Annotated in this window: 18 protein-coding genes; 4 read left to right on the top strand and 14 right to left on the bottom strand. The window is 67.5% G+C overall.

Annotated features, from left to right (window positions below; translation table 11 throughout):
• Window positions 1-5: 5 nt before the first annotated feature.
• The 5 genes from FCN22_RS02370 to FCN22_RS02350 all read right to left on the bottom strand — a co-directional run bounded on the left by FCN22_RS02370 (window position 6) and on the right by FCN22_RS02350 (window position 7,081).
• Complete coding sequence (locus tag FCN22_RS02370) at window positions 6-848, bottom strand: polysaccharide deacetylase family protein (protein ID WP_137119923.1); 843 nt, start codon at window positions 846-848, stop codon at window positions 6-8.
• Window positions 845-3,298 carry a hypothetical protein gene (locus tag FCN22_RS02365; RefSeq protein ID WP_137119922.1) on the bottom strand — a complete coding sequence of 818 codons (2,454 nt, stop codon included), beginning with the start codon at window positions 3,296-3,298 and terminating at the stop codon, window positions 845-847. The genes FCN22_RS02370 and FCN22_RS02365 overlap by 4 nt, the downstream gene beginning before the upstream one ends.
• Window positions 3,299-3,363: 65 nt before the next feature.
• Window positions 3,364-4,251, bottom strand: coding sequence for a sulfotransferase domain-containing protein (locus tag FCN22_RS02360; protein ID WP_137119921.1), 888 nt, complete (start codon window positions 4,249-4,251; stop codon window positions 3,364-3,366).
• Window positions 4,248-5,102 (bottom strand): sulfotransferase family protein, encoded by an 855-nt coding sequence (locus tag FCN22_RS02355; protein WP_137119920.1) that lies wholly within the window; start codon window positions 5,100-5,102, stop codon window positions 4,248-4,250. The genes FCN22_RS02360 and FCN22_RS02355 overlap by 4 nt, the downstream gene beginning before the upstream one ends.
• Window positions 5,102-7,081, bottom strand: coding sequence for a glycosyltransferase family 2 protein (locus FCN22_RS02350; RefSeq protein ID WP_137119919.1), 1,980 nt, complete (start codon window positions 7,079-7,081; stop codon window positions 5,102-5,104). The genes FCN22_RS02355 and FCN22_RS02350 overlap by 1 nt, the downstream gene beginning before the upstream one ends.
• Window positions 7,082-7,365: 284 nt before the next feature.
• Here FCN22_RS02350 and FCN22_RS02345 point away from each other — a divergent pair, with 284 nt between their 5' ends.
• Together FCN22_RS02345 and FCN22_RS02340 are read left to right on the top strand one after the other, a co-directional pair.
• Window positions 7,366-11,958: a PKD domain-containing protein gene (locus FCN22_RS02345; RefSeq protein WP_137119918.1), complete on the top strand. Its 4,593-nt coding sequence runs from the start codon at window positions 7,366-7,368 to the stop codon at window positions 11,956-11,958.
• 154 nt (window positions 11,959-12,112) lie between these two features.
• Entirely contained in the window at window positions 12,113-12,688 is a 576-nt protein-coding gene (locus FCN22_RS02340) for a hypothetical protein (protein ID WP_137119917.1), read from the top strand.
• 40 nt (window positions 12,689-12,728) lie between these two features.
• Here FCN22_RS02340 and FCN22_RS02335 read toward each other — a convergent pair whose 3' ends face one another.
• From FCN22_RS02335 to FCN22_RS02315, 5 genes are all read right to left on the bottom strand, one after another.
• Entirely contained in the window at window positions 12,729-13,589 is an 861-nt protein-coding gene (locus FCN22_RS02335; protein ID WP_162308109.1) for a sulfotransferase, read from the bottom strand.
• The gene (locus FCN22_RS02330; protein WP_137119915.1) at window positions 13,589-14,410 is read right to left on the bottom strand and encodes a sulfotransferase family protein; all 822 of its coding nucleotides are present in this window, start codon (window positions 14,408-14,410) and stop codon (window positions 13,589-13,591) included. Before FCN22_RS02330 ends, FCN22_RS02335 begins: the two co-directional genes overlap by 1 nt.
• Complete coding sequence (locus tag FCN22_RS02325) at window positions 14,407-15,441, bottom strand: glycoside hydrolase family 26 protein (RefSeq protein WP_137119914.1); 1,035 nt, start codon at window positions 15,439-15,441, stop codon at window positions 14,407-14,409. The genes FCN22_RS02330 and FCN22_RS02325 overlap by 4 nt, the downstream gene beginning before the upstream one ends.
• On the bottom strand, window positions 15,438-16,382 hold the full coding sequence (locus FCN22_RS02320; protein ID WP_238384459.1) for a sulfite exporter TauE/SafE family protein: 945 nt from the start codon (window positions 16,380-16,382) through the stop codon (window positions 15,438-15,440). Before FCN22_RS02320 ends, FCN22_RS02325 begins: the two co-directional genes overlap by 4 nt.
• Before the next feature lie 239 nt (window positions 16,383-16,621).
• Window positions 16,622-17,611: a glycosyltransferase family 2 protein gene (locus FCN22_RS02315; protein ID WP_238384474.1), complete on the bottom strand. Its 990-nt coding sequence runs from the start codon at window positions 17,609-17,611 to the stop codon at window positions 16,622-16,624.
• On the opposite strand from FCN22_RS02315, the gene FCN22_RS22040 reads away from it, so the two are divergent.
• Complete coding sequence (locus tag FCN22_RS22040) at window positions 17,568-17,726, top strand: hypothetical protein (protein WP_238384477.1); 159 nt, start codon at window positions 17,568-17,570, stop codon at window positions 17,724-17,726. The genes FCN22_RS02315 and FCN22_RS22040 overlap by 44 nt on opposite strands.
• Window positions 17,727-18,185: 459 nt before the next feature.
• Window positions 18,186-19,523, top strand: a complete 1,338-nt coding sequence (locus FCN22_RS02310; RefSeq protein WP_137119912.1) for a CDP-glycerol glycerophosphotransferase family protein — start codon at window positions 18,186-18,188, stop codon at window positions 19,521-19,523.
• Here FCN22_RS02310 and FCN22_RS02305 read toward each other — a convergent pair.
• The 4 genes from FCN22_RS02305 to FCN22_RS21780 all read right to left on the bottom strand — a co-directional run bounded on the left by FCN22_RS02305 (window position 19,494) and on the right by FCN22_RS21780 (window position 26,437).
• Window positions 19,494-20,531, bottom strand: a complete 1,038-nt coding sequence (locus FCN22_RS02305) for an aminoglycoside phosphotransferase family protein (RefSeq protein ID WP_162308107.1) — start codon at window positions 20,529-20,531, stop codon at window positions 19,494-19,496. The two genes, FCN22_RS02310 and FCN22_RS02305, sit on opposite strands and share 30 nt — an antisense overlap.
• Window positions 20,521-21,996, bottom strand: coding sequence for a nucleotidyltransferase family protein (locus FCN22_RS02300; RefSeq protein WP_137119910.1), 1,476 nt, complete (start codon window positions 21,994-21,996; stop codon window positions 20,521-20,523). Before FCN22_RS02300 ends, FCN22_RS02305 begins: the two co-directional genes overlap by 11 nt.
• Entirely contained in the window at window positions 21,993-23,153 is a 1,161-nt protein-coding gene (locus FCN22_RS02295; protein ID WP_238384458.1) for a lipopolysaccharide biosynthesis protein, read from the bottom strand. Before FCN22_RS02295 ends, FCN22_RS02300 begins: the two co-directional genes overlap by 4 nt.
• Before the next feature lie 158 nt (window positions 23,154-23,311).
• Window positions 23,312-26,437, bottom strand: coding sequence for a PKD domain-containing protein (locus FCN22_RS21780; RefSeq protein WP_202911352.1), 3,126 nt, complete (start codon window positions 26,435-26,437; stop codon window positions 23,312-23,314).
• Window positions 26,438-26,549 lie beyond the last annotated feature (112 nt).

Below are 26,549 nucleotides of genomic sequence, written 5' to 3'. Positions count from 1 at the left end.
TGTGCTCAGGCCGAGGTGGGTGCCCACCAGTCGTGCCGTGACGGATGCGTGCCACGCTTCTTGAGGCCAGCCCTGCGTAGCCCGCGGGACGCCACGGCCCGTGCCGAAGAGGTCAGCTCCTGCCGGGCGGTCCGCGCCGACTGCAACATGGAGGCGAGATCCGCCGCCATCACGTCCTGTGTCACCGTGAGCCGGGGAATGGCGTACGCGTCGTCGGCTGGGGTGCTGACGAGATCGCGCACGGCGCACGCGTTCGAGAAACCCAGCTGTTCCACCAGACGCCGGACCGTCGCGTTGGCATACCCGAAGGGGTAGGCGAACGACGTCACTGCTCTCCCGAGGTGATCCTCGAGCAGGGCCTTGGACAGGCCGATCTCGCGGGTCATCGCGCGGCGGTCCAGCAGGTCCATCTGCGGGTGGGAGTGGCTGTGCGCCCCGCACTCCACCCCGTGCCCCGAGATCTCGCGCAGCTGGGACCACGACAGCAGCGACCGGTGGTCCTCCGCCTCGTCGGCCAACCAGGCGCTGCGCCCGCCGACGTAACCTGTGGGCACGTACAGCGTGGCCACCATGCCGTGGCTCGCCAGAGCGGGCAGGGCCGCGTCGGCGAAGTCGGCGAAGGCGTCGTCGACGGTGATCGCCACGAGACGCTCAGGCAAGGGTGTCCCCTGCGCGCGCATCTGCGCCAGGGCGGTGATTGTCGTCGTGGAGTAGCCGAGCGAGTGCAGCGCCGCCAGGTGCTCCGCGAACAGGCGGGGAGGGACGACGAACTCACGGAAGGCGTCCGTCGCCTCCGAGCTCACGCTGTGGTACATCAGCACGGGTACGTGCTGGGGGGAGCCGGTCACCGCACGATCACCACGCCCACCGGCTCCAGGTCCAGCCGGCGCAGGTCGCGCCGCATCCGGGCCAGGTCGTCAGCCCTGGTCCGGGGGGACGCAACGATGACCGCGTGCGAGAAGCCGGTGGACAACGTGGCGAACTCTCGATTGAGCGCCGACGCCGCGCGACAGGCTTCCCGATCACGGTCATCGCCCCAGAACGTGGAGATCGGGCTGTGGTGGGCGAGCGGCTCCGCCAGCGAGGAAACACGGGAACAGTCCTCCACCGATGTGTCCGTTCGCCGCAGGTCCACCCGCCCGATCACGGGCAGGCCGCCGAGGGCGACCGCAGACCCGCGCCGTCCCAGCCGCCGCTTGGACCCACCGGCGTAGAAGGCCCACGTCATCCCGACGAGGAGCCCGAGCATCAGGCCGCTCCCCGCCTTCTTGAGGTATCCATCCCTGGGACGGGCGACCTGGACGCCGCTGGTCACCTCACCGGCGACCGGACGAGTGGCCTGGATCCGGGCGATCGTCGCAGCGGCCTTGCGCTCCTGGAAGACGAGGCCGGCCAGCCGCTTGCGCAGCACCGGGTTGACGTTGCTCCCGGCGTCCGCGACGACCTGCCGAGTGGTGCGGACCTGCTCGGTCAGGGCAGCGTCCTTCTGCTGCATGACCTTCAGGTAGGCGCCACTGCTCGCCTTGATCGACTTGTTCCGGCTTTCGAGAACCGCCGCGACGGCGGCCTCGACCCCCGCCGTCGCACGAACGGCGTCCGTGTCCTGGTAGCGGATGTTGAGGATGCGCGTGTTTGTCTGGGCAGTGATCCTGATCCGTTCCCTGATCTGGGAAGAAGGTTCGTCGCTGCCGATCGCTGAGGCGACCGCCTCCACCACGGGGTCGGAGGTGGCGAGCTGGGATTCGCTGTCCATGGACAGCGAGCGCACGCCAGGGAGGGCGCGTGCCTCGCCGGGGAGGAACACGGACTGCCGGGCGAAGACCGGCGGACCCTGCCAGGCCTGCAGGCCCGCACCAGCGGCCCCGCCGATCGCCGCGAGCAGCACGATGGGCACGAGACGTCTGTTGATGGGGTTGGTGAGCTCACTGAGCGGGCGGTCGATCGGAGCCGCTGGCCGGCGGTTGCGCAGCCGCGGCGCGCGCAACCATGCACCATGGCGCTCGGCGCGTTCTCGCCACAGCAGCCCGACCGCGATCATGCCGAGGAACAGTCCGGGCCCGACGGCGCCGTAGACGGGCATGGTCACGAACTGACAGACGAGGACGCACAGTCCGGCGATCGCCGTCGGCGACGTGAGCCGGATGTGGGCCCAGGCCTGGATGAGCATGAATCCCAGGTAGAGGAGGGTGCCGACCAAGCCGGTCGCGAAGAGCAGGAGCCACAGCTGGCCCTGGGTACCGAGTGGGGGAGGCGAACACTTCGGGCACTGGGCCGTCGCCCCGGCGGCGATCGAGACGAAGTTGCCCTGCACGTCACGGGTGCTGCCGAAACCGATCACCGGGGACCCGCTCAGGGCGCTCTCCGCGGTAAGGGTCCCGAGGTTGGTCCGGCCCTGGTTGCTGTGTGGGGTGTGGATCCGGTCGGTGATCAAGGACCCGAGCGGTGACACCGCGACGAGGCCACCGCCGAGCGCGAGACACACCAGCAGTGTCAACAGGGCGCGCCCACGTCCGATCAGCGCCAGTCGAACTGCCACGAACAGGCCGCTCGCGATCAGGGCCAGCCACATGCCGCGGTTGAGCGAGGACACGATGGGGATCGCGGCCAGCGCCAGGACCGCGGGCGCGGCCCAGCGACGCCAGCCGGCGTCACGGCGGAACCACTCTAGGACCAGGAACGGCATGGTGCAGGCGATTGCCAGGCCCCACTCATTGGTGAAGGTGAAGGGCGCGCTCGGGCGCGGTTCGGCGTAGCCCAGGAAGTCCTGGATCTGTGCGGTCGCCGGATGGATGAGGCTCCTGACGAATCCGTTCGAGGCCAGACCGTGGGGCAGGAGCATCTCCAGCACAGACGGGAACTGCAGGTGGGGCAGGAACACCCCCAGCAGACCGCCGCCCACCAGCACGAGGAACAGGTAGCTCAGAGCCCGGGTGATCCGACGAGTGGGAAGCGTCTTGCGTGTGTTGCCGACGTAGAGCAACGCGACCGTCGCGCACAGGTACCAGAGGGCGCGATAGGCGAACGTCACGTAGCGAGCGCTGCTGTTGCCGGGCACCGCACCCGGTGCGTCCACCTGCAGCACGAAGACGCCACTCACCAGCCAGACGAGGAAGAGCAGCCACGTGCCGAAGCCCTGGGGCACCCGGATCTGCCGCTGCCGCACCAGGTGCAGCAACATCGGGACGCTGAAGATGAGGAACGCGAACTCCTGCAGGCCAAGCAGCCACCACAGCGGCATACCGGCGAACAGGGCGACCAATGGCCAACCGGGCCGGAAGAACTTGAAGCTCGCCCGCACGGGTCGGCTTCTCTGTGGCACCAGGCGCGGGCGTGGCGGCGCCGTGGCCAGCTCGGACGCAGTCATCAGGCCGCCGGCTCGCGCGTGAGGCTCCAGGGCGGCGTCTCGTGCAGCAGCTCCGCGAGGCGCTCGTTGGCTTGCCGAAAGTGGTCCGCGAGCCTCGCGCGTGCGCTTGCGCTCATGTCCTGCACCGCCGGCCGCGCGTTGTAGCGGTCGAACCGCTGCGGGGACACGCTGCCCAGGCCAAGGAACGCGCCAAGCGCGGCGAACTCCTGCCCCGGTTGCTCGAAGAACCGCTCGCTGTACATGATGTGCAGTTGCTCGCGCGGGAAGAGCTGCAGAATCCGCTCGAGCTGGTCCGCGTAGTCACCGCGGCGGCGGTAGGCATGGTGCCGATGGGTGAAGCTCTCGTATGTCGGGTCGCGCCGCATCCGGTCGTACTCACCCAGGAGCCGCTCGTCCTCGAGGGCCAGCGCGGTGTCGAAGTCCTCGCGCTCGAACCCCCGGGCGCTCTCGTGCTTCCACGCGGAGTAGGCCCGCTCCACGGGGTCCCTGAGCATGGCGACCAGCTTGACGTCCGGCATCTCGCGCGCCAGCCTCTCCATCGCAAAGGGATGGAACATGTAATAGCCGCTCGCCTCGAAGACGACGGGGTGACCGTGTTGCCGGGTCCGCAGCCGGGCCGAGGCCCGCAAGGGGAAATGTCCGCGGTACCAGTCGAACCCGCGGTCGTAGTTGACGTCGAAGTAGTTGATGCCCTTGTGGAAGGTCGGCCGCACCACCTGCGGGTGCTCCATCAGCGCCCGGAACAGGGAGGTGGTGCCGCACCGCTGGCCACCGATCATGATGAAGTCGGGCAGCACCCGCGCGCCGGCCGTGGCGCCCCCGAGAGCGACGTATCCCCGGCGGCCGAGTCGTTGCAGCGGTTCGGGGACCGCCTTGCGCACGCTCATGATCCGCTCCACCCCCATCGTTCCATCACCGGGATGCCGAAGTCGGTCTCGAGTCTGCGGACCTCGGAGTCGAGCTGCTCGCGCACGTACATCGCGTCCTCGGCCGACAGCCGCGGGGCCCGGTCACCCAGTTGTTTGTAGAGCAGCCGATGGGTCAGCGGTGACCCCTTGACCTTGCCGACCAGCTTGGCGCCGTCGTGGTCGCGCACCACTCTTGCGGCAGTGCGGATCGCTCGGGCAAGAGGCACGAAACGTGCGCCGCTGGCGGGCAGTCTGCTCTCGAGCGCCGACTCGTCCAGCGTCATGGGGGTCAGGCCGAGCCAGCGGACGACCTGGTTCGTGAAGGCCTGTGGGTCAGCCTTGAGGTCATCGAACAGGGCGATGAGCAGTTGGTCGCGGTCCAGGTGTTCCAGGAAGCGAGACAGCTGGGTTGCGTAGCGACCGTGTTCGAGCAGCTCGGGACGGGTCTGCAGGGTGGCCCGGAACGTCGTCTCACCCTCGCCGTGCTTGAGCATGTAGAGGTAGGACGAAAAGGCCCGTTCGGCCGGCTCCCGCAGGGTCACCATCACACGAGGCCGACCAAGGTCCGCGGTGATGCGTTTCGGAGCGTCCGGGCAGGCCAGGTAATCGGGGCACACCTCGCCGACGACCCGATGCTGCGGGGTGGCGCCGCGGAACTGGGACGCGTACCAGCTCACCCCGCGGTCGTAGTAGCGGTCGAAGTAGTAGAGGTCCTTCGCGGGGGAGAGGAAGATCTGGGGGTGTTGTGCGAGCGCCATGTGCAGCCACGAGGAGCCCGCCTTGTCGGGACCCACGTAGAGGAAGTTGGGCAAGGTGGCCGAATGTGCCATCAGGACAGGCCCCTTCCCGTGAAGCGCGCAGCCTTGAGAGCGATGACCGGCTCCAGGCCGGTCGCCGCCTGCGCCACGGCGAGGTAGGCGTGGGGAGCGAGCGGATAGCGAACCAGGGCCTTCGATGCCGTCCGCAGCGCTGCCCGGCGCCGCCCCAGCGAGGACTGGGCGAACGCTATCTGCCCGAGGATGCGGGCGTGACCTCGGCGGCTCGCGCGCAGTTCCGGGTGGATCGTCAGGAGGTACTCGAGGGCCTGGATGTTGTTGTCCTGACGCGCCAGGAACCACGACTGGACGTTCTTGCGAATGTCGGCCAGCGGCTCCTTGACCACCCCGATCTGGCCAACTCTGGCGACGCGAAGCACGAATTCGTAGTCCTCCCCGTACGCGTGCGGCAGCGTCTCGTCGTAACGTCCGGCCTTGGCGAAAGTGTCCCGCCGCATCATCAACGTGGAGGAGTGCAGCTCCTTCACGCGGTTGTGGACGAGAGTGGACAAGGGGATCCGGGCGGCACGCGCCGGCCAGTCCCTGACCCGGTCGGGGAAGAGCAGTCGGATGCCGGAGCCCACCACCAGCAGGTCGGGCTGCTCGCGCAGCAGCTGCACCTGCCTGGTCACCTTGTCGGTGTGCCAGAGGTCGTCGTCGTCGCAGGTGGCGATGAACTCCCCCTTGGCCACCTCGAGTCCGCTGTTGCGCGAGCCGGCAAGGCCGGGCAGGTGCCTGTTGCTCAGGACCTTGATCTCACGGTCGACCGTTCCCCGCGCCGTCAGCGACTGGTCCTCCGGCTCCTGGTCGTGGATGACAAGGATCTCGATGGGACCGGCATAGTCCTGCGCGACGATCGTGTCCAAGGTCTCGCGGACGAGCTCCGGCCGACCGCGGGTGGAGACCACCACGGAGACCATGCCGGTGATACCGCCGGAGTCAGCTGTTGGCGATTCGGCACCTGCGGCCGGTTCGAGACGACTGTTCACAGTGATCAAGGGTTCCGTTCTCTGGGCAGAATTCGGCGTAGCGCTCGGCGTGGACGGCGACGGGTCACGGCGACTGCCGAAAGGCAGGCCGATCGTCGAGGCGATGAGCCGGTCGCGGCGGGAGAGGTGGTTGCGCCAGGCCTCGTCGAGGCGAAGCTGCACCGTGCCCTCGACGAATCTCGAAGGATTGCCGGACAGTCCGTGGCTGGACCCGAGACTGACCTCACCGTCCCGGACGTGGTCGAGCCAACCGGGCTGAGGTGGGAGGCCGACCTCGGCCAGCACACGGCTGACGTGACCCGGCGCGTCCCGCACGAGGTCCTCGTAGTGGACCAGAGCCGTCGGGATCCGCCTGGTCCGGAGCAGGCCGGTCTCGGCGTGGTTGACCGACCAGCGAGCAGCCGTGATGGCGATGCTCCGGCGTTCCATCTTCTCGACCTCGTGTGTGGCCTGGGGCCGCTCGACATCCTTCTGCATGGAATAGGCCACACCGCGGACGTCACGCACGACGTGGACCACCCGAAGGTTGATCTCGGATCCGCAGAGTGCGAGCGCCTGGGCCGGCCACTTGCTGGCGTCCACCACATGGCTTGCCCCTGCCGTCGCCAGGACGGCGGAGTACAGCGTGGCGTACAGACCGCGGTACTCCGCAGCGCGCGCGCGGAAGCCCGCGGCCCGGATCGGGCTCAGCAGCTGGGCGATGTGCCGCTGCCGCGCCACCCCTGCCTGCAGCGCCCCCATGTGGTCGAGGACGTCGGTGCTCCAGCCGCCGAAGGCACGCTCGCCGACGGAGACCCAGAACGGACACTCCGAGAAGTGCTCGCCGCAGCCGCACCGCTCGTCGCCACGCGCCACCCGGCGGGGTATGTCGATCAGCTCGCCGACGTTGACGAACCCGGGCACGCTGCCCAGCACCCGCTCGAGCAGGGTGCTGCCGGACCGGCTGGCCCCAGCAAGGTAAACGACACTCGGCGGGGCGGTTGCCCCGACGCCCTCCACGCTCATGCCGATCCTTCCCCTCAATGACCCGCCCAGCGTAGGTCGGTCCGGGGGAATTCGAAGGGCGATTCGGCAAAGTGGCACGGACCCCCTGGAAGGGGCCCTCGGGTGACTAGTCAATTCGGGCCATTTTGGGCTGATGGTCGTCTGACTTCCTCGTTTTCCTGACGCGGGGCCCTCCGAGGAGGTTCTCTGGCACCCGTACCGCCATAGGCGGTGGCCGTTGTGGCCCGAAGGGGAAGAGCGGACAAATCAGGGGCTCATGTCGATGAGCCGCTCATGGTGATGAGGTGACTGCCTTGCGCAAGACACGGCTGGCTTTCCTTTCGGTCCTCGCCCTTGTCGCCGCGCTGTTGGGGGTGGTGGCTCCAGTGGCCGTCCCCGCTGCAAGCGCGGCCACAGTGAACGACGTCCCCGGAGCGGTTCCCGTGTCCGGCACTCCGGCGATCGACGACGGCCAGGTGCTGGCCATCACGCAGGTGGGTGACACGGCCTTCGTAGGGGGCAACTTCACGACGATCAGCCAAACGCCCAGCAGTACCACCATCAACCAGCCGTACATCATGGCGTTCGATGCCAACACCGGAGCCCTCCGGACGACCTTCCGCCCACAACTCAATGGTCTGGTGCAGGCACTACTGCCGGGTCCGACCGCGGACACCGTCTACGTCGGCGGCGCCTTCACCCAGGTGAACGGCCGATCAGAGTCTCGTCTGGCCCTGCTCGACGTGAACACCGGTGAGCCGATCACCTCGTTCAACGGACCAAACATGAACGCGGGTGTGCAGGCGCTGGGTCGGCGCGGTGACCGTCTCTACGTCGGGGGCTACTTCGACCAGGTCGGCGGCGACCCGGCGGGTGGCCTCACCTCGGTCAACGCCACCACCGGCGGCGTGGATGGCTTCCTGAACGTGCAGCTCACCGAGCACCACAACACCTCGCCCGGCGGGAAGCAGGAGCCGATCGGGGTGCGGGACATGGACCTCAGCTCGGACGGTTCCCGCCTCGTCGTCGTCGGGAACTTCCGCAAGGCGGACGGCCTCGACCGCGACCAGGTGGTCCTGATCAACACCGCCGGCACGCAGGCAACCGTTCAGCCGGACTGGAACACCAACCGCTACCAGCCACTGTGCTTCTCGTGGGCGTTCGACGCCACGGTCCGTGGCGTCCGCTTCGCGCCCAGCGGCAACTGGTTCGCGATCACCGCAACCGGCGGTCACAACACGGGAACCCTCTGCGACGGTGTCGCACGGTTCGAGACCGCGGCCACGGGCACCGACATCCAGCCGACCTGGTTCTCGGCCACCGGTGGTGACACCCTTCGTGGCATCGCAGTCACCGACAAGGTCGTCTTCGTCGGCGGGCACATGCGCTGGATGAACAACACCTTCGGCAGTGACTACGCGGCGCAGGGTGCCGTCCCGCGGCCTGGACTGGCGGCGGTGGATGCACAGAACGGTGTCCCGGTGGCCTGGAACCCCGGCCGCAACCCACGTGGCGCAGGCGCCTTCGCCCTCTACGCCGGTCCCGACGGGATCTACGTCGGCAGTGACACCGAGTGGATCGGAAACCGGGATTACCGGCGCAACCGGATCGCCTATTTCAAGTTCGACGAGGGCAAGCAGCTGGCATCGACGACGTCCCCCGCGCTGCCCGGCAACGTGATGATCGGTGGTTCCCAGGGCAGCACGGCGAACAGCAACGTGCTCTACCGCGTCAACGCCGCGGGTCCGGCACTGCAAGCGGTGGACTCCGGTCCCAACTGGGCAGTGGACGACAACCCGCAGAGCCCCTACCACAACAGCGGAAACAACGCTGCCACCTATGACCCGGTGCCTTCGGTGGACGGCACGGTGCCGGCGTCGACACCGCGCTCGGTCTTCGACTCCGAGCGGTGGGACGGCGGCGGCGACCCGGAGATGGCCTGGAACTTCCCCGTGCCAGCTGGACAACAGGTCTCGGTGCGGCTCTACTTCGCCAATCGGTGCAGCTGCACCGGCACCGCCGGCCAGCGTGTGTTCAACGTCGACATCGACGGCCAGCGCGTTCTGTCGAACTTCGACATCGTTGCCTCCGCTGGTGACCAGACCGGCACCATGCGACAGTTCAACGTCACCAGTGACGGTTCGGTCGACATCCAGTTCGGACACGTCACCGAGAACCCGCTGATCAACGGCATCGAGATCGTCAAGGCCGGCGGTGGCGGCGCGACGCCGCCTCCGCCGGGTACCCTCAGCCAGGTCACCTTCGACGGCCAGACGGCCGGGACCCTGCAGCCAGTGAACGCGGGCGACCTCGACTGGAGCAAGACGCGCGGCGCCTTCATGCTCGGCTCCACGCTCTACTACGCAGACGTCAGCGGCGCCCTCTACCAGCGGGTGTGGTCGAACGGTTCCTTCGGGGCGGCGACCAAGCTCGACCCCTATCACGACCCCAAGTGGGACGGGGTGCGCACCGGGAGCGGTGACAGCGTCTACGACGGCGTGACGGTCGCCTTCTACGGGCAGTTGAGCAACCTGACCAGCATGTTCTACTGGAACGGGCGCATCTACTACACGCTGTTCGGCCAGAGCACCTTGCGCTACCGCTACTTCACGCCTGACGCGGGCATCGTCGGCCCGGACGAGTTCACGGCGTCGACCGACCCGATGTGGTCGGACGTCGGCGGGGCCTTCCGCGACGGCAACACGCTCTACTTCGTCAAGCAGTCGACGGGAGCTCTCTGGAAGATCTCCCTGGCGAACGGTACCGTCACGGGCTCGGCGACCAAGGTCAACGACCCTGCGTCCGGCGGGATCGACTGGCGCGGCAGGTCCGTCTTCATCGGGCCGCAGGCGCCGGTGAACAAGCCTCCGGTGGCGGCATTCACGTCTGGTTGCACAGCGTTGGACTGCACGTTCGACGGCACCGGGTCCTCTGACCCGGACGGCAGCGTGGCCTCGTGGTCGTGGAACTTCGGTGACGGCACGACCGCCACCGGGTCGAGGCCCTCCCACAGCTACACCAGCCCCGGCAGCTACCCGGTCACGCTCACCGTGACCGACAACAACGGCGCGACGGGCCGGGTGCAGAAGACCGTGCAGGTGTCCGCGCCGCCGAACCAGGCTCCGCTGGCGTCGTTCTCGGTGGATTGTCAGGGTCTGTCGTGTTCGTTCGATGGGTCGGGGTCGTCGGATCCGGATGGCAGCATCGCGTCGTATGCGTGGTCGTTCGGTGATGGTGGGACGTCGACGGAGGTCAAGCCGAGCCATGTGTATGCCGGGGATGGTCAGTTCACGGTGAAACTGACGGTGACCGACAACGGTGGTGCCACGGGTGTGGTGTCCAAGTCGGTGTCGGTGTCGTCGGCTCCGGTGGGTGCCGGGATCGCGTTCGTGGCTGGCCAGAGTGTCACGGTCAGCTCGCGAACGCCGTCGGTGCCGGTGCCGGACGGGGTGTCGGCTGGTGACGTGTTGGTGTTGGCGGTTGACGCGAACAACACGGCGGTGGACATGGACGCTCCGGCGGGGTGGACCGCGGTGGACACGGTGTCGATCGACGGGATGTCCTCGAAGGTGTGGTGGAAGGTCGCCGACGCCGGTGATGCCGGTTCTCCGGTGCAGGTGTCGCTGAGCAAGTGGTCGAAGTCGGGTCTGCAGGTGATGGCGTACTCGGGTGTGGACGCGTCCAACCCGGTGGGTGCGTTTGCCAGCGCGTCGGACACCACTCGGACCAACAGCCACACGGCGCCGGCGGTGTCGTTGTCGCCGGGTGACGTGGCGCTGCGCTTGTGGAGCGACAAGTCGACCAACACGACCTCGTGGTCGGTGCCGGCCGGTCAGTCGGTCCGGGGCGAGGCGTATGACGATGGCAGTGGCTCGATGAGCGTGCTGGCGGCGGACGGCGGCCCGGAGGCGGGCACCACGGCAGGTGCCGTGACCGCCACTGCCAACTCGCGCGGCTCCCAGGCCATCATGTGGACCGTCCCCCTGCGGGAGGCTTCAGCTGGTGGCGGCAACGCCACACCCCTGGCGTCGTTCTCGGTGGATTGTCAGGGTCTGTCGTGTTCGTTCGATGGGTCGGGGTCGTCGGATCCGGATGGCAGCATCGCGTCGTATGCGTGGTCGTTCGGTGATGGTGGGACGTCGACGGAGGTCAAGCCGAGCCATGTGTATGCCGGGGATGGTCAGTTCACGGTGAAACTGACGGTGACCGACAACGGTGGTGCCACGGGTGTGGTGTCCAAGTCGGTGTCGGTGTCGTCGGCTCCGGTGGGTGCCGGGATCGCGTTCGTGGCTGGCCAGAGTGTCACGGTCAGCTCGCGAACGCCGTCGGTGCCGGTGCCGGACGGGGTGTCGGCTGGTGACGTGTTGGTGTTGGCGGTTGACGCGAACAACACGGCGGTGGACATGGACGCTCCGGCGGGGTGGACCGCGGTGGACACGGTGTCGATCGACGGGATGTCCTCGAAGGTGTGGTGGAAGGTCGCCGACGCCGGTGATGCCGGTTCTCCGGTGCAGGTGTCGCTGAGCAAGTGGTCGAAGTCGGGTCTGCAGGTGATGGCGTACTCGGGTGTGGACGCGTCCAACCCGGTGGGTGCGTTTGCCAGCGCGTCGGACACCACTCGGACCAACAGCCACACGGCGCCGGCGGTGTCGTTGTCGCCGGGTGACGTGGCGCTGCGCTTGTGGAGCGACAAGTCGACCAACACGACCTCGTGGTCGGTGCCGGCCGGTCAGTCGGTCCGGGGCGAGGCGTATGACGATGGCAGTGGCTCGATGAGCGTGCTGGCGGCGGACGGCGGCCCGGAGGCGGGCACCACGGCAGGTGCCGTGACCGCCACTGCCAACTCGCGCGGCTCCCAGGCCATCATGTGGACCATCCCCCTCCGCGTCTCCCAGTAAAGGAAGTGTCATGACCAGGCGATCTTCTGCAGTCATTCTCGGATGCGTGGTGCTGACGGCCGTCGCGGGCTGCAGCAGCACTGCTTCGGACTCGGCGAGCCCTGGTCAGTCCGCCGGCGCTGGCGCGAGTGCGCACTCGACTGCGCCGGCGGCCGTGAGCTCCCCGAGCGCCGGCAACAGCACCAAGCCCACCGTGTCGTCGAAGGGGTCCGCCAAGGCCAAGACCTCCGGCAGCGCCACGCACGGCACGCCGCAGGACCAGGGCGAGACCCACGCGGCCAAGGACGATAGCGCGGTGGGGTCGACCAAGCCCGGTGGGGAGCCCTCGCTCACCGCCGCCTCGGTGCTCAACCGCCTGCCCAACCCGGCCGGATCCTGCCCGGCTGTGGGCGGCGGGCGAGACGTGCGCTCCGGCAGCATGGCGGCGGGGCCCTTCGACACGGCCAAGAAGCAGTTCGCGACGAGCCGTTCGACCTCGCCGGAGCCGACCAAGGTCCGTCTCTACTGGATCCCGAAGTCGGGCAAGGCGGTCTCGGGCGGACTGGTGCTGAAGGTCACCAAGGTGGCCGCCGGAGCCAAGACCAACACCGTGCGGGACGGGGTCGTGTCGGACGCTGCCGGGGTCAGCTTCTACGACAGCCAGGTCCCGATCGCGGGACCTGGGACCTGGCAGATCAAGGCGACGTCCGGTCAGGACACCGGCTGCTTCCGCGTCACTTTCAAGCGGTAGCCGACAACCAGATTCGGGCGGTAGCCGACAACCAGCTCGCTCAAGTGAGGAGCCGGAACCGCCGCCGGTTGAGCTCCTCGAGCACGTCCCCGGCGCCCGCTTCCAGCACCGCGACGTCGCCGGCGTCCACCTTGGCGCGCCAGGCGTTCGCGACCACGGCGGGCGAGCGGTCGAGATTGTGCAGGGCAGAGGAGTTCTCGGCCGAGGCGGCCCCACCGCCGAAGAACCGTGCGGCACTGTCGCTCCAGGTCAGTGAGACTGCTGCGAAGAGTGCCTTGGCGGCCGATTCGCCCCCGGTGGCCAACTCCTCGTGCGACACGACCATCGCCGCCGGCAGGCTGGACAGGTCCTCGAGTGCCATCCGGTAGAGCGCGGCCCACGTGGCCCCCAGATTGCCCACCTCGTCGGCCGGCCAGCGCGTGGCGCCGCCCCCGTGCGTGGACGGAATCCGTTCGAGCTGTTGGAGCTCAACGGGGTTCGCCGCCCAACCGACGCGGCGGAAGCTCGCCAACATGGCCCCCGGGTGGCGATAGACGATCACCGGCAGGGCACCCGTCACGGAGGTCAGCATGGGCAGGGACAACAGCGCGAAGGGATCCTTGACGATCATGCGCGTCGAGGGCAGGGGGGCTGCCCACTGCCGGTTGCCGTAGCGGCTGTAGACTAGGGGGTTCAACCCCCGGTATGCCGTGTTCAGCCGGCGACGTTGCTGCCTCGACGGCTCGCGGAGCCGGGTCCAGCCGTCGAGGGTGCCACCGAGTGCGTACTGGGAGCCGCGGGGGTTCATCGGCTCCCGTCCCGCCAGTGCGGTCCCCGCCGCGCAGGAGAGCAGGCGCGCCAACCACGTGGTGCCCGAGCGCGGCATACCCGTGACCAGCAAGGGAGCCGGGCGCGGGCACATCAGTCCCACGTCCATCTGGCGCGGGCGGTGAGGTCGTGCACGTCGTAGCCGTAGTCGGCCATGGCGTCCCCGAACTTGTCCTCGATGATGCGGCGGGAGCGGCGCTGCAGCGGGTTACCGGTGGCCATGCTGTCCCATCGCCGCAGGTAGGGCAACGAGCGTGCCGGGTCGAGGCGATGGTGCGGGATGTCACCAGTCAACCCCAGGAACAGCCGTAGTCGTTCCAAGGTCTCGTGCGGCTCGTGCACCAGGTCCTCGTAGCGAAGGACCAACAGGCGGTCGAGGTGCCGTGCGTCCGCCCGCAGGACCTCGTGGGCCACGACCCAGTGCCGCACGAGCTTGGGCAGGCTCGTCCAGCGAGCCCACTTCTTGGTCGAGAGCGCGACGACGACGGGGTTGCGGATCACCACGACGAGGCAACTGCCCGGGAAGACGCTCTGGAGGAAGCGGCCCATGACCAGGTTGGGCGGCGACTTCTCGACCAGCAGGTCGCGCTCGACGTCCCAGAAGGGCGTCCACGAGCGGAGCAGGTCCGCGCTCGTCGATGCGACGCGAAGGGGAGACTCCTCGGTCACGTGGGCTCGGGGGTCGAAGGCGAACACACCGGCACCGCCGTAGGACCGGGCGATCGGGTAAACGGACTGCAGGTGCTGTCCCTCGTCCTCCTCCACCCCGGTCGCCGTCAGACCAGCCACCTGAGGGTGTTCGGCCAGCATCCTCGTCAGCGGCGTCGTGCCGCTGCGGTGCAGACCACCGACGAAGACGAGTCGGCGCGGATCGATGCTCAGGTCGAGCCTCTGGGAAGCGGTGTCAGAACTCATCGTGTTTCGCCATCCTGGAGGGTCGAGGTGTTGACGTTGAGCCACGGACTGGCCCCGGCGTCGATGACGCCTTGGAGGACCGCACGGTTTCGGCCGAAGCGGTAGTCGCAGGTGTCGCTTGTCTTGCTGTCCCAGAGCGTGATGGCTTTGACCTGCGGGTACTTGCGGAGGACGGAAGGGATGGAGCGATACCAGTTCGCGGTGCGCTGAGCATCGTCCGGATAGAGCACCGAGCCGGACTCGCTGATCATCGCCGGCTTGTCCGGATCGATGCCCAGCGCGGGGCCATGCTCGTGGACCCAGTCATAGAAGGGCTTGAGCCGCTCTTCGAAGGAGCGGTAGGCGTCGTCCTTGATACGACCCGACTTGCAGCCGGACTGGTTGTAGACGTTCCAGCTGATCCAGTCGACGTAGCGGTTGCCCGGCCAGATCGATCCGGCGCGGGAGAGGTTCTGCTCACGGCCGGTCATGACCCAGACCCAGACGGCGTTCGTTGCCCCCGCGCTCTCGTAGACCTGGTGCACGTGTCGCCAGGCCGCCTTGTAGTCAGCTGCGCTGCCACGGGTGCCGAGCTTGCGCTGTTGGTTCCCCTCCTGCTCGAAGGTCAGGAAGACGGGAGTCTTCAGGCTTGCGATCCCCTCGGCCTGGCGTCGCAGCGAGTCGTCGTAGTCGCCCCGGGCGATCGACACATACGAGATCTGCTGGCTGTCGCCATACACGCGCGCCGCGATGCTCAGGTGCAGGATCATGCCCTTGGCCACCATCTGGCGCTCGGCGTCGGTCGGGATCGGTTGCTCGAGGTCGTGGTAGTTGTAGACGAGATCGAAGGGTCGTTTGACCTGCTGCTCCAAAGTCGCGAGCGCCGACTCGGACTTGGGTTGGGTGGAGACGCCCCACAGCGCGCCGCACGACGGCACGAGATCCTTGGAAAGAGTGCACTCGTTGCTGACCGGTGCCGACTGGTCGGAGGAGCAGGCCGCCGCACCCATCAGGACGAGCACGGCCAGCGCTGCCCGCCAGGATCTCTTCACCGCTGCGCCGCCACGGCCTGCTTGGCCTTCACCCGGTGGTGCGCCAGGGCTGGGAAGCCGTAGTGGCGGCGCACCAGCATCCACAGCAGAGGAGCGATGCACAGCACGCCCCCGAGTGCCATCGCCGTGGTCACGGTGGGGAGCCCGAGCATCTTCAGCGACGAGGCCAGCAGCACGAAGGCCAGTGCGCGGCGCACCAGGCCACCGGGGGCCCGGGAGGAGAGGTGTGCGCCGACCCACACACCCGGAATGGACCCCACGAGCAACGACACGGTCACGCCCAGGTGCAGGTCGCCGAAGAAGATGTGGCCCAGGGCCGCCGCCATCACGAGGGGGACCGCCTGGACCAGGTCGGTGCCCACGAGCTGGCTCGCCTTGAGGCCGGGGTAGAGCGCCATGAGGGCGATGATGATCAGCGAGCCGGCTCCCACGGAGGTCAGGCCGACGACCACGCCACCCACGATGCCGACGGCGACGGTGGACAGGATGCGGACCTTGATCACCGGCGGCCCACCGGGGAGTGCCTCGCCCTTGCCGTCCCGACGTCTGGCCCGCTCCAGCAGTCGGAGGTAGGCGCGGATCGTCAAGCCGGTCGCCGCCACGAGCAGCGCCCCACCGAGGGCGACCTGGATGACGTGCTGGACATGCTTTCCGTCTCCGAGGGCCCGCGCGATCAGCACGCCGCCGAACGCAGCGGGGACCGAGCCCACGACGAGCCACTTCACGAGGTTGAGGTTCACCGTGCCGTGGCGGAGGTGGACGAACGAGCCCACCGGCTTCATGAACGCACTGGCAACGAGGTCGCTCGAGACGGCCGCGAGCGGCGGGACACCGAAGATCAGGACGAGGGCCGGCGTCATGAGCGCCCCACCCCCCATGCCGGTCAGGCCCACGATGATGCCGATCCCGAACGACGTCACCGTCATCACTGGATCGATCACTTCACGTCCCTGCCTCCCGACCGAGGCTACGCACCGTCACACGCGGCGCACGCCTTCTCACCACCGTCGTAGAGCACCCCCGGCTCGTCCAAGCTGGCTGTCGGCGCCGTGCTGCCCCACGCAATGACGTTAACGAAATGTTGCGTGAGCGGTGTGGTGAATGCAGAAATCGCCGCAACTTCGCGTGCACGACCGGAGCGCAACCCAGGTAGGGCGTGGGGCCGGGGCCGGTCGAGCAGCTACGAAGGGTCCGTGTGTGTGGCAGAGCGTTCCGCGCGTCGGATGGCTCGTCGCGAACGGAGGTAAGCCCACGGACCCCTGATGATGCCCCTGAGTTCGGTGCGAGTCAGGTCTGCGGGAAAAAACGGGGACTTGCCGGCGTTCTTCTCCGAGCGGGGCGACAAGAGCACACGTATCGATGCCGGTGCCCGCGTGAGGAGATGGGGCAACCGAGCAGGCCGGGTCACGACCAGTTTGGTCATGTGCGCTGTCAGCCCGGTCCCGTAGGCGTAGACCTGCTGACGCAAGTGGCCGTAATCGCGCCGGTGGTGGTGACGCACCACCGCGCCTGGTTGGTAGACCATCGAGCCTCCGGAGAGGTAGATGGCTCGGAACACGTCCAGGTCCTCGCCGGCGCACGTTGATGTGCCCGGGCCCAGAGCGGGGTCGAATCCGCCGATCGCACGAAGGGCTGAGGTGCGGAAGGCCATGGAATTGCCGGAACCGAACTCGGCCGCGGTATAAGGAAATGCCACCCCGCGCCGACCAGTGACGGCAGGGCTGGGGGATCCCGCCTCATGTGCCAGGGTGCTCAATCGATCCTGAAGCGCCACATCGAGTCTGTCGGGAGACCACACTGCCAGCCTGTAACCCTTTTCGAAGCCGTTGAACTCCTCGAACCAGACCTGTTCCACCGTCTCGAGCGACAGGGGCACGACGAGACCGGTGACGCACTGGATTCGCTCATCACAGTCGAACACTTCTGTGATGCGCCGAGCCCAGTCGAGATCCGGGACCGCGTCGTCGTCGACAAAGGCGACGAGTGGCGTCCGGACGTTGGCCAACCCCGTGTTGCGCGCATGCGAGGCACCCAGCCGTGGCTCGGGCAGGATGCGCAGTCTGGTGTCGTCGATCCCCGCCAGCCGTTGTGAGACACCGTGCGACGTCGGGTCGTTGTCCACGACGATGAGCTCGTCGAGCGGCTGGTCCTGGTTCAGCAGCGAGGTCACGGCCTGGCGCAACTGTGGGCTGACCCCGAGCGTGGCCACGACGACCGACAGCCGGCGCGCCGCGGGACCCCCGCTCGTGGTGGTGGCAGCCGGCTCGGACAACGAAGCGGCGTGACTCGGCGGAGCCGAGGTGAGGACGTCAGGGGCCACGCGCCGTACAGCTTCGATCCAGTCGGCGTGGCTTGCCATTGCGCAGAGGCCGGAGACCCGCGCCTGACCCAGAGGCCAGCCATGATGGCGCAACAGCAGGTGCGCCTGGCCGCTCCGGGCCTCAGGCAGCGGTGCGGTCTCGTCGGCGACCTCGAGATCCTGCACCACAAGTGGAACGAATCCATCAGCCGGGCCTCGCGCGTCTGCGTGATGACCTCTGGCGCCCATTGCGTCTCCTCGTAAAGGTGATGTCACCACCCTGTCAGGGCGGAGCCGCCGATGACCTCCAACTACTTCCGATACTAACGTCGCGAGATCCTACGTCGACCGCTCGCGCTTGGCCGCAGTACTCGCTTGTGCTGCATTCACGAAAGCGCGGAAATGTGCAGATGCGTCATGGGACACTCCCTCTGGTCTGCTTGGCATGTCCTCCATGCAGCGGCTCGTGGATCTGACACTGGTGAGGAGGTCCTGGCTGATGCTGTCGCGCTTGCGGCGGTTGCGCGCGATCCGGTCCCTGGTGCGGCGAATCGGCGTGCATCGGGTGGTTACGCTCGCCGCGATCCTCCAGTGGCCGGTCCACCTGGCGTCGCGACGCCTCCTGGCCACGGTGCCACGCGACCCGCGACTGGTGGTCATGGGCTCGCCACTGGACAGGTTTGCCGACAACGCGGCATACCTTTTCCTACACATGTCGGAGCACGCTGACGGGCTGGAGACGGTGTGGATCAGCGGGTCCTCCGATGTGGTGGGTCGTCTTCGTTCGCAGGGCTACCGCGCGGAGCGACGTTGGTCGAGACGAGGTGTGCTGGCCACGGTGCGTGCAGGAACCTTCGTCTACGCCGGCTATCGCTCTGACATCAACGCCTGGTTGTCTCACGGCGCGAGGACGGTGTCACTGTGGCACGGGCTCCCGATCAAGCGCGTCGAGTCCAGTATCGGGAGCCCAGGAGAGTCACAGAGCCGTCTGGCCGCGCGGGTCGCTCGGATCGGGCGAGAGGCCCCGCCCGACTTCTTGCTGTCCTCCAGCGACTTCGTCACCGAGTGCTTCTCCGACTGGTTCAACGTGCCTGCCGACCACTGCTGGGAGCTGGGCTATCCGCGCAGCGATCACCTGGTGGCGGCTCCCGATAGGCCGCCCGCTGCCCTGGTCTGGCACGACGAGGTGTGGGAGCGGCTCACCGCGGGGACGCGAGTGGTCGGCCTCTTTCTTACCTGGCGTGACGACCTCGTCGACGACGTCGTCGACGAGGCCTTGGTGCGTCGTCTGGTGGACACCTGCGAACGCGAGGGAGCCGTGCTCGTCTACAAGGCGCACTACAACGTCGCTCCCACGGCCGTCCCTCAGAAGTGCGTACTGATACCCGGAGACGCCGATCTGCATGCCTATCTCGGCTTGTGCGACGTGCTGATCACCGATTACTCCTCGATCGCGCTCGACTTCCTGCTCATGCGCCGACCTGTCGTCTACTACATGCCCGACCTCGAGCACTACGCGAAGCATCGTGGCCTCGCCATCGATCCCGAAACCCTCCCGGGGATCTTGACCCGCGACCAGTCGTCGCTGCTCAAGGCGGTCGAGTCGGTGGTCCGCAATCCGGACAGTGTGCCTTGGACCGCGGCTGACGAGGGGCTCCTGACCAAGATGTGGGGTGCCTATGACGGGCACGGGTCAGTGGCGATCGTCGAGCAACTCGAGCAAACCATCGCGCCCGGGTCGGCGAACACGTCTTCAGCGATGGGCGGCTGGCCAACTCGGTGACGCCACCTCATCGAGGAGGCTCATGAAGTGACGTCTGACCAGAAGTCTGCGACCAACCGCAAGGCGGGGCGCCCGCTCTGTGATGCCGGCGTCCCGAGTCGCCCACCGGGTGATCAGGCTCAGCACCATGAGCGGTCGCAGGGCGCCCGACCATGGAGCGCCACCGTAGTAGGCATCCAGGAACGTCGCAGTGGCCCGGCGCCGTAGCCATTGGGCCTGACGCAGGCCCCCACCCGCCACGAACAGTGGTGCGTCAAAGAGCATCAGGAGGAAGCGCACCACATCAAGCTCGGCCCAGTCCTCCTGTGTGAGGTCTGGGTCAAGGCAGTACACGGTGGCCGAAGACAGAACTACGTTCTCCGGAGCGAAGTCGCCGTGCAGTAGAACCCGAGACCCCGCCGATATCGGGGTGAGTTCATGCGTCCTGGCGAACCACTGCCCATGTCCGGGCAGTCCGGCCGACTCCAGCAACCGAGCGCCACGGGCCAGCGCACGACGCTCCAGATCAGGCAGGTCCAAGTGGCTGGACTGCGGTGCCTGGATGGAATGCACCGCCCGGAGGGCCCCTGCCGCTGCACCGACTGCACGAAGCAGAGTGTCGTCGTCCAGGAGTGCGCGCGGCCCCATGAGCTCGGTGATCGCGTGGCCCGGAACGTACTCCATGGCGAAGGCCTCGATCTCGGCGAGATACGCCAGCGGGCGGGGGGCCCGGACCGCTCCACCCGCACGAGCGAGGCCATCGTGCAGACGTCGTAGGCCCTCATATTGGGCGGTTGCGTGCAGGGGTGATGCGAGGTCATCCTGTCGGATGGTGACGTTGGGCCGCTTGACGACCCAGCGACAGCTGGTCGGATCGCTGGCGAGGCCGACAAAGTACAGCACGGACCGTCGCCTCGAGCTGGTGCGGATGACCACGAGGCGCTCAAGATCGCCGTGTTTGACCTCCTCCGACAAGGCCGTCTGCAGGGAGCCAAGGACGACATCCTCGGCCACGGTGTCAGTGATCATCGAGGGCCGACCGGACCCGGGCCCGGACCAGCCCGGCGATCTCGTCGCTCGGTTGGTGCGCATCCAGCGTCACCACGGGGAAGGCCCCGGCGGCGAGGTGGTCGTAGAACTGTGCCTGCCTGGACAATTGGGCGACAGACCATTGTTCCGGCTTGCGCGCATAGGCGACCTCGGGATCAACCCGCAGGAGGAACTCGACGTCGGGTGCTGGCGCGATCAGGCCGACCACGCGGGACAGCCATGCCGCAGGCACGTCCGCGTACCAGAACTGGAGTTTCACGATCGTGTCGAGGCGATACCGGTCGAGCACGAGGAACTCCGCCTGGCTGCCCGCTGCCCGCCGGCGCAGGCTCAATCCAGCAGAGACGGCAGACAAGGTGGCCACGGTGGTCCACACGACGGACTTCACGACCTGGTGGCGCCTGCTCGCGCCCACCGCCTCAGCTCTTTCCCCTGATGCTGCCGTCCTGCGTTTGGGCCCCAGCCTGCTGCGGAAGTTGGCCGGCAGGCGGTTCAACAGCGGCTCCGGCCAGATCTTGAAGGGGATCCACAACACTTCGACAGAGTGGTCCTCTCCGACTGTGGCGACAAGCGAGTCAATCTGTCGGGTCTTCCCTGCGCCGTCGAGCCCCGAGAACGACACCCGCACCTGCCTCCTGGGAGATCCGGCGGCCGACCTGCCGACGCCTCTCATCCGTGCCGCGCCCGCCGTACTCGCCCTTTGCCAGCCCTCATACGATCGTCGGTGCGCGCGCCACAGCGCGGGGTAGATCGACCTGGCTGCCGCCCGTACCGGTTGAGCTGGTGCCGCCCTGAGCCACTCCCGACGGCGGGTCGTTCCGGCGGGTGCAGCCGATGGGGCCAGCTGCTGCCCGAGCCGGTTGAGCGCGTCCCAATCCTCGCGGCCTACCGCCTCAAGGACTCGCTCGGCGGACCAATTTGCGGGGCAGAGTCCCTCGAAGACCAGTTCACCGAGGCGGCCGCGGCTCACCTCATCGACGACCGCGACCAATTCCGCACGTCGACGGTCGTTCACGTGCTGCTTGTCGAACACACAATGCAGCAGCACCGTCCAGAACATGTCGGTGGGATCGAGGACGTTGATGCCATCGCGGCTCCTACGTCGGTCGAGGCAGGCGTCTTCCAGTCCAGTATGGATCGGTCCATTGCGTCGGTAGATGAGCTTGGTCACGACGTCGAGCTTCACGCCACGCCCGGGACGCATGCTTCCCAGGACGTAGAAGCGGTGCCAAGGGTGCATCATCCCGGGCAGCGCCACGGCGCCGAGACTATAAATGATCTCCTCCATGGAGCCGAGGTCATCTGCGCTGACAAGGAGGTCGATGTCTCGTCCCTCCTCGCCGAGCCCCGTCAGACCCCGGAGCAGCGCCCACCGGATCCCTGCCTCGTCGAGCGCCCCAAAGACCTCGGCAACCTTCGATGAGTTGGGGTTCGTCACAGTCATGAGGTGGCTCCGATCGCCGTCACGGTTTTGCGCCAGACCAACAACAGTGCCGCGGCCGCGCCGGCGACCTGAGCGACCAGCCAGGCGATCGCCATACCCTCGACACCAAGGCGCGGAGTCAGCAAGAGGCACAAGCCGATGGTCAAGGCGGCATTCTGCGCCCGGAGCCAGACGATGATCCCAATGCGGCGATGTGCCCGCGACTCGGCGATCGCAAAGGTGACCACCGCTCGCGGCACGCTGGCCAGCAGCAAGATCTGCAGTGTGAGCACTCCCTGAGCGGCGTAGCCCGAGCCGTACAACTTCAGGATGAGGGGGGCCGAGACGAGTCCGAGCAGGACCACAACACCGACAAACGGCACAACGCTGCGCAACAGCGTGCGTCGCAGCGCAGCGGGATCTCCACCGTATGACGTCTCCACAGTCAGTGCCGTGCCGACGTTGTTGGCGAGCAGGTCCATCGTGGAGGAGACCAGCCACGCTACCGCGAAGACGGATGCACGAACCGGGCCCAGGAGCCCGAGCGCCAGAACCGGCAGCAGCAGGGTCGATGACGCCTGGAAGAGATAGCCGAAGTAGTCCAGAGCCAGCTTGCGTGATGACTCCCCCCTGAGCGGGGCCGTTGCTTGTGTGCGGGGCCGGCGCCCCTGGTTGCGGAAGATGAAGCAGGAGACCACCGGCACGATGAGGAGCAAGGGAATCAACCAACTCCCGAAGATCCCGACCTCGGGCAGGCTCGCCGCAAGCAGCACCAGCAGGCCGATCTTCAGGATGCCGAAGACTGCGTTCTCGATGGGAACGGCGACTCCCCACCCGGTTGAAGCCAGGACGGCGTCTTGTAGGGCGAACATGTTGAAGGCCAACACCGCAAGGGCGAACAGCAGCATCCGGTTCGTGGTCCCCAGGATGTCCGACAGCCCGCTCAGGTGTGGAAGCACGAAGGTCAAGAACACACTCAAGATGGCGAGGGAGTACACCGTCACGACTGCGTAGATCCGCAGAACCACTCGGCGACCGTGTTCACCGGCGCGCGGCACCAGCACACTGATGCTTGGTCCCAGATTGAGCTGGGCGAAGCCTGAGAGCGTCGTCATCAGGGCGATCAGTGCGGTGTTGGTTCCGACTGCTTCCTGGTCGTAGGCGCGGGCCGCGACCACCCAGTAGGCGATGCCCAGGAAACCGTTCACGCCGGTGTTCACCACGAGGGGAAGCGAGGTCCGGACCAGGCCATCTCGCCTGAGTCGCACGGCTTGAGAGCGGAGCCGTTCGGTGGTGCTGATCTGCGTCAAAGGAGGCTCCTCCGAGGTCCTCGATGTCACAACGGTCGTATGGCGGTGAGCCAACCGGCCCACTCACGGCTTTGTGAGAATTGCCAGGTCCGGGGGCCGGTTGGTCCGGCTTGGGACAGTGGGGCGTCGTCGAACTCCTGCCGTTTCCCGTCCAGGTCCCACACCTGGGTCATCTCTTGCGGTGCCGTGATCGTGATCGATGTCGCCCCGGTGTTCAGGCCCATGCAGCCGAGGAGGACATCGTCGGCAGCGGTGGTGGTGATGCCGGGCAGGGTGGCTGTGTTTGCCGATGGGCCGGACGCGATGGACACCTCGGTCTCCGGCGCCGACGCTCCGGTGTATCGGGCGATGCCGCCCGAGCTCGTGACACTCTTGGAGTAGCCCCAGTGGTAGCTGCTGGGTTCCGAGGCACCGGCGATCTTGTAGTAGCCGTAGACGCGTGGGTTGGACTGGCTGGTCCCGGTGGTGGTGGCGATGCGAGTCCACCCGTCGGGCACGCCGGTGCCGCTGACCGAGGTGCCGTTGAGGGCCAGGCACGCCACGAGCACGTCACCGGCGGAGGTCCCGGCCGGTGGGTCGATCGTGAGTCCGTCGGCTGCTGTCGTGGCCACAGCGGTGCTGTCGCTCCCGCGGATGATCCCGGTCGATGCGGGTGGTTGGTCCACGGTCACCGTGGTGCTGGCCGGCGTGGCACCGGTCCCCGCAGCGTTGGTCGCGCTCATCTGGACGGTGTAGACACCCCCGGCCTCATAAGTCACGGACGGGTTCTGCTTGTTCGAGGTCTCACCGTTGCCGAAGTCCCACGCCCACGAAGTCGGACTCCCCGTCGAGGTGTCTGTGAACGTCACGGTCAACGGGGCGGTCCCCGACGTGGGCGACGCAGTGAAGCTCGCGACGGGGGGCGCCACGGGCTGACTCGGCAACGTCTGGTCGGCGGGTCGTATGGCGGTGAGCCAACCGGCCCACTCACGGCTTTGTGAGAATTGCCAGGTCCGGGGGCCGGTTGGTCCGGCTTGGGACAGTGGGGCGTCGTCGAACTCCTGCCGTTTCCCGTCCAGGTCCCACACCTGGGTCATCTCTTGCGGTGCCGTGATCGTGATCGATGTCGCCCCGGTGTTCAGGCCCATGCAGCCGAGGAGGACATCGTCGGCAGCGGTGGTGGTGATGCCGGGCAGGGTGGCTGTGTTTGCCGATGGGCCGGACGCGATGGACACCTCGGTCTCCGGCGCCGACGCTCCGGTGTATCGGGCGATGCCGCCCGAGCTCGTGACACTCTTGGAGTAGCCCCAGTGGTAGCTGCTGGGTTCCGAGGCACCGGCGATCTTGTAGTAGCCGTAGACGCGTGGGTTGGACTGGCTGGTCCCGGTGGTGGTGGCGATGCGAGTCCACCCGTCGGGCACGCCGGTGCCGCTGACCGAGGTGCCGTTGAGGGCCAGGCACGCCACGAGCACGTCACCGGCGGAGGTCCCGGCCGGTGGGTCGATCGTGAGTCCGTCGGCTGCTGTCGTGGCCACAGCGGTGCTGTCGCTCCCGCGGATGATCCCGGTCGATGCGGGTGGTTGGTCCACGGTCACCGTGGTGCTGGCCGGCGTGGCACCGGTCCCCGCAGCGTTGGTCGCGCTCATCTGGACGGTGTAGACACCCCCGGCCTCATAAGTCACGGACGGGTTCTGCTTGTTCGAGGTCTCACCGTTGCCGAAGTCCCACGCCCACGAAGTCGGACTCCCCGTCGAGGTGTCTGTGAACGTCACGGTCAACGGGGCGGTCCCCGACGTGGGCGACGCAGTGAAGCTCGCGACGGGGGGCGCCACGGGCTGACTCGGCAACGTCAGGTCGGCGTGCCAGTACCGGTCCGTTGACGTGTTGCTCGCGAGGATCACCAACCCGGTGGCGCTGTTGACGCTCTGCTTGGTGGAGGTCACGTTGTTCATGCCCGCCGAATCCGCGTCCCGGATGACTGGCGTGCCTCGGCCCGGAGAGAACACCGGGTTGTCCATGGAGGCGACCTTCTCGTAGATCGTTCCCGGGGCGCCGGCGTAGGGGCACCCAGACGCCGTGGGAGCCGTAGCGAACATCCGGACCTGGTCGTCCTCACCGTCGAGCATCACGATCGGGCGGGTGTGGCAGTCGGCCACCGTGCCGAAGGTGGTGCTCGTCCAGGCGCCCGTGCCGGGCTTGAAGACGAGCAGGTTGAGCTGAGGGCTCGAAGTGGGCGCGCCGGCCGCCTCGTCGAGACTTGTCTTCACGGCAGCGTAGACCCGCCCCGACTGGTCAGCCTGGAGGGTTTTCAGATTGATGTGGTCGTCGGCCTGGTGTGACCCGCGGACCGCGATGCTACCCGACCAGTTGGTGACTGGTGAGCTGTCGGGACGAACGGCCCAGTACATCGTGTCATCGAGCTGGTTGCTCCACATCACCCCGACCTTCCCGTTGAACGCGACCACGGCAGAGATGTCATCTGGCGAGGGATGCGCACCCGTGACGGGGAGGACCGTTGGTGCGACCCAGGCTGCACCGCCCATCGAGTAGTTGACGTAGACGGCGGTCGTGTAACCCGTCAGGGCGGAGCCGCTGACCTGTGTCCAGGTCGCCCAGATTCGGCCAACCGAGTCCTCGTCGATGGTGAGGGACTCGCTGGAGCTGCCGTTGATCTGTGACGGGAATCCGTAGTCCAGGGTGTAGGCCTTCGTGGCAGCGTTGTAGGAGTAGCGGTAGAGAAGCGTTGGCTTGCCGCTGATCGACGCCTTTGCGGTCGTCTGGCTGCTGGTGGTCACCCAGTGGGATGCGATGTACAGGTGCTGTCCGTCCCACAGAGCGTCCGAGAGGGTTTGCGGACGGTCATCGACGGGAGTGCCCGTGTCGATCCATGTCTCACTCGTGCGGTCCAGACGGTAGATGCGCCACGTCAAGCTCACGGTGTCGAACATGACGGCCCACCACGCGCTGTCGTTGAACCACAACTTGCTCTGCGGCTTGTCGGAGGTCGGCGGGTTGGTGACCCCGCTGAAGCTCTGGTCCTGGATGCCAATGTCCCCGGTGTCGGCGCTGGCTGGCTGAGGCACGGCAGTGACCACCAGCGCCAAGGCGATCACCAAAACCCCGGTGATTCCTCGATGTACCCACTGGCGGAAGATCATTTCAACCGACTTCATCGCGGACCTCGCCTGTAGTGCATCAGGACGACAACAAGCATCACGCCGATCGGCATGCTCCGTTTCGTGACGCTACGCCGACACGGCCCGGCACGGGACCGTTTCGGGAATG

This window comes from Segeticoccus rhizosphaerae, from assembly GCF_005222685.1.
GTDB classification, from domain to species: Bacteria; Actinomycetota; Actinomycetes; order Actinomycetales; family Dermatophilaceae; genus Segeticoccus; species Segeticoccus rhizosphaerae.
Note: the sequence above shows the minus strand (reverse complement) of the source record. Positions and strands in the feature narration are given on the sequence as shown.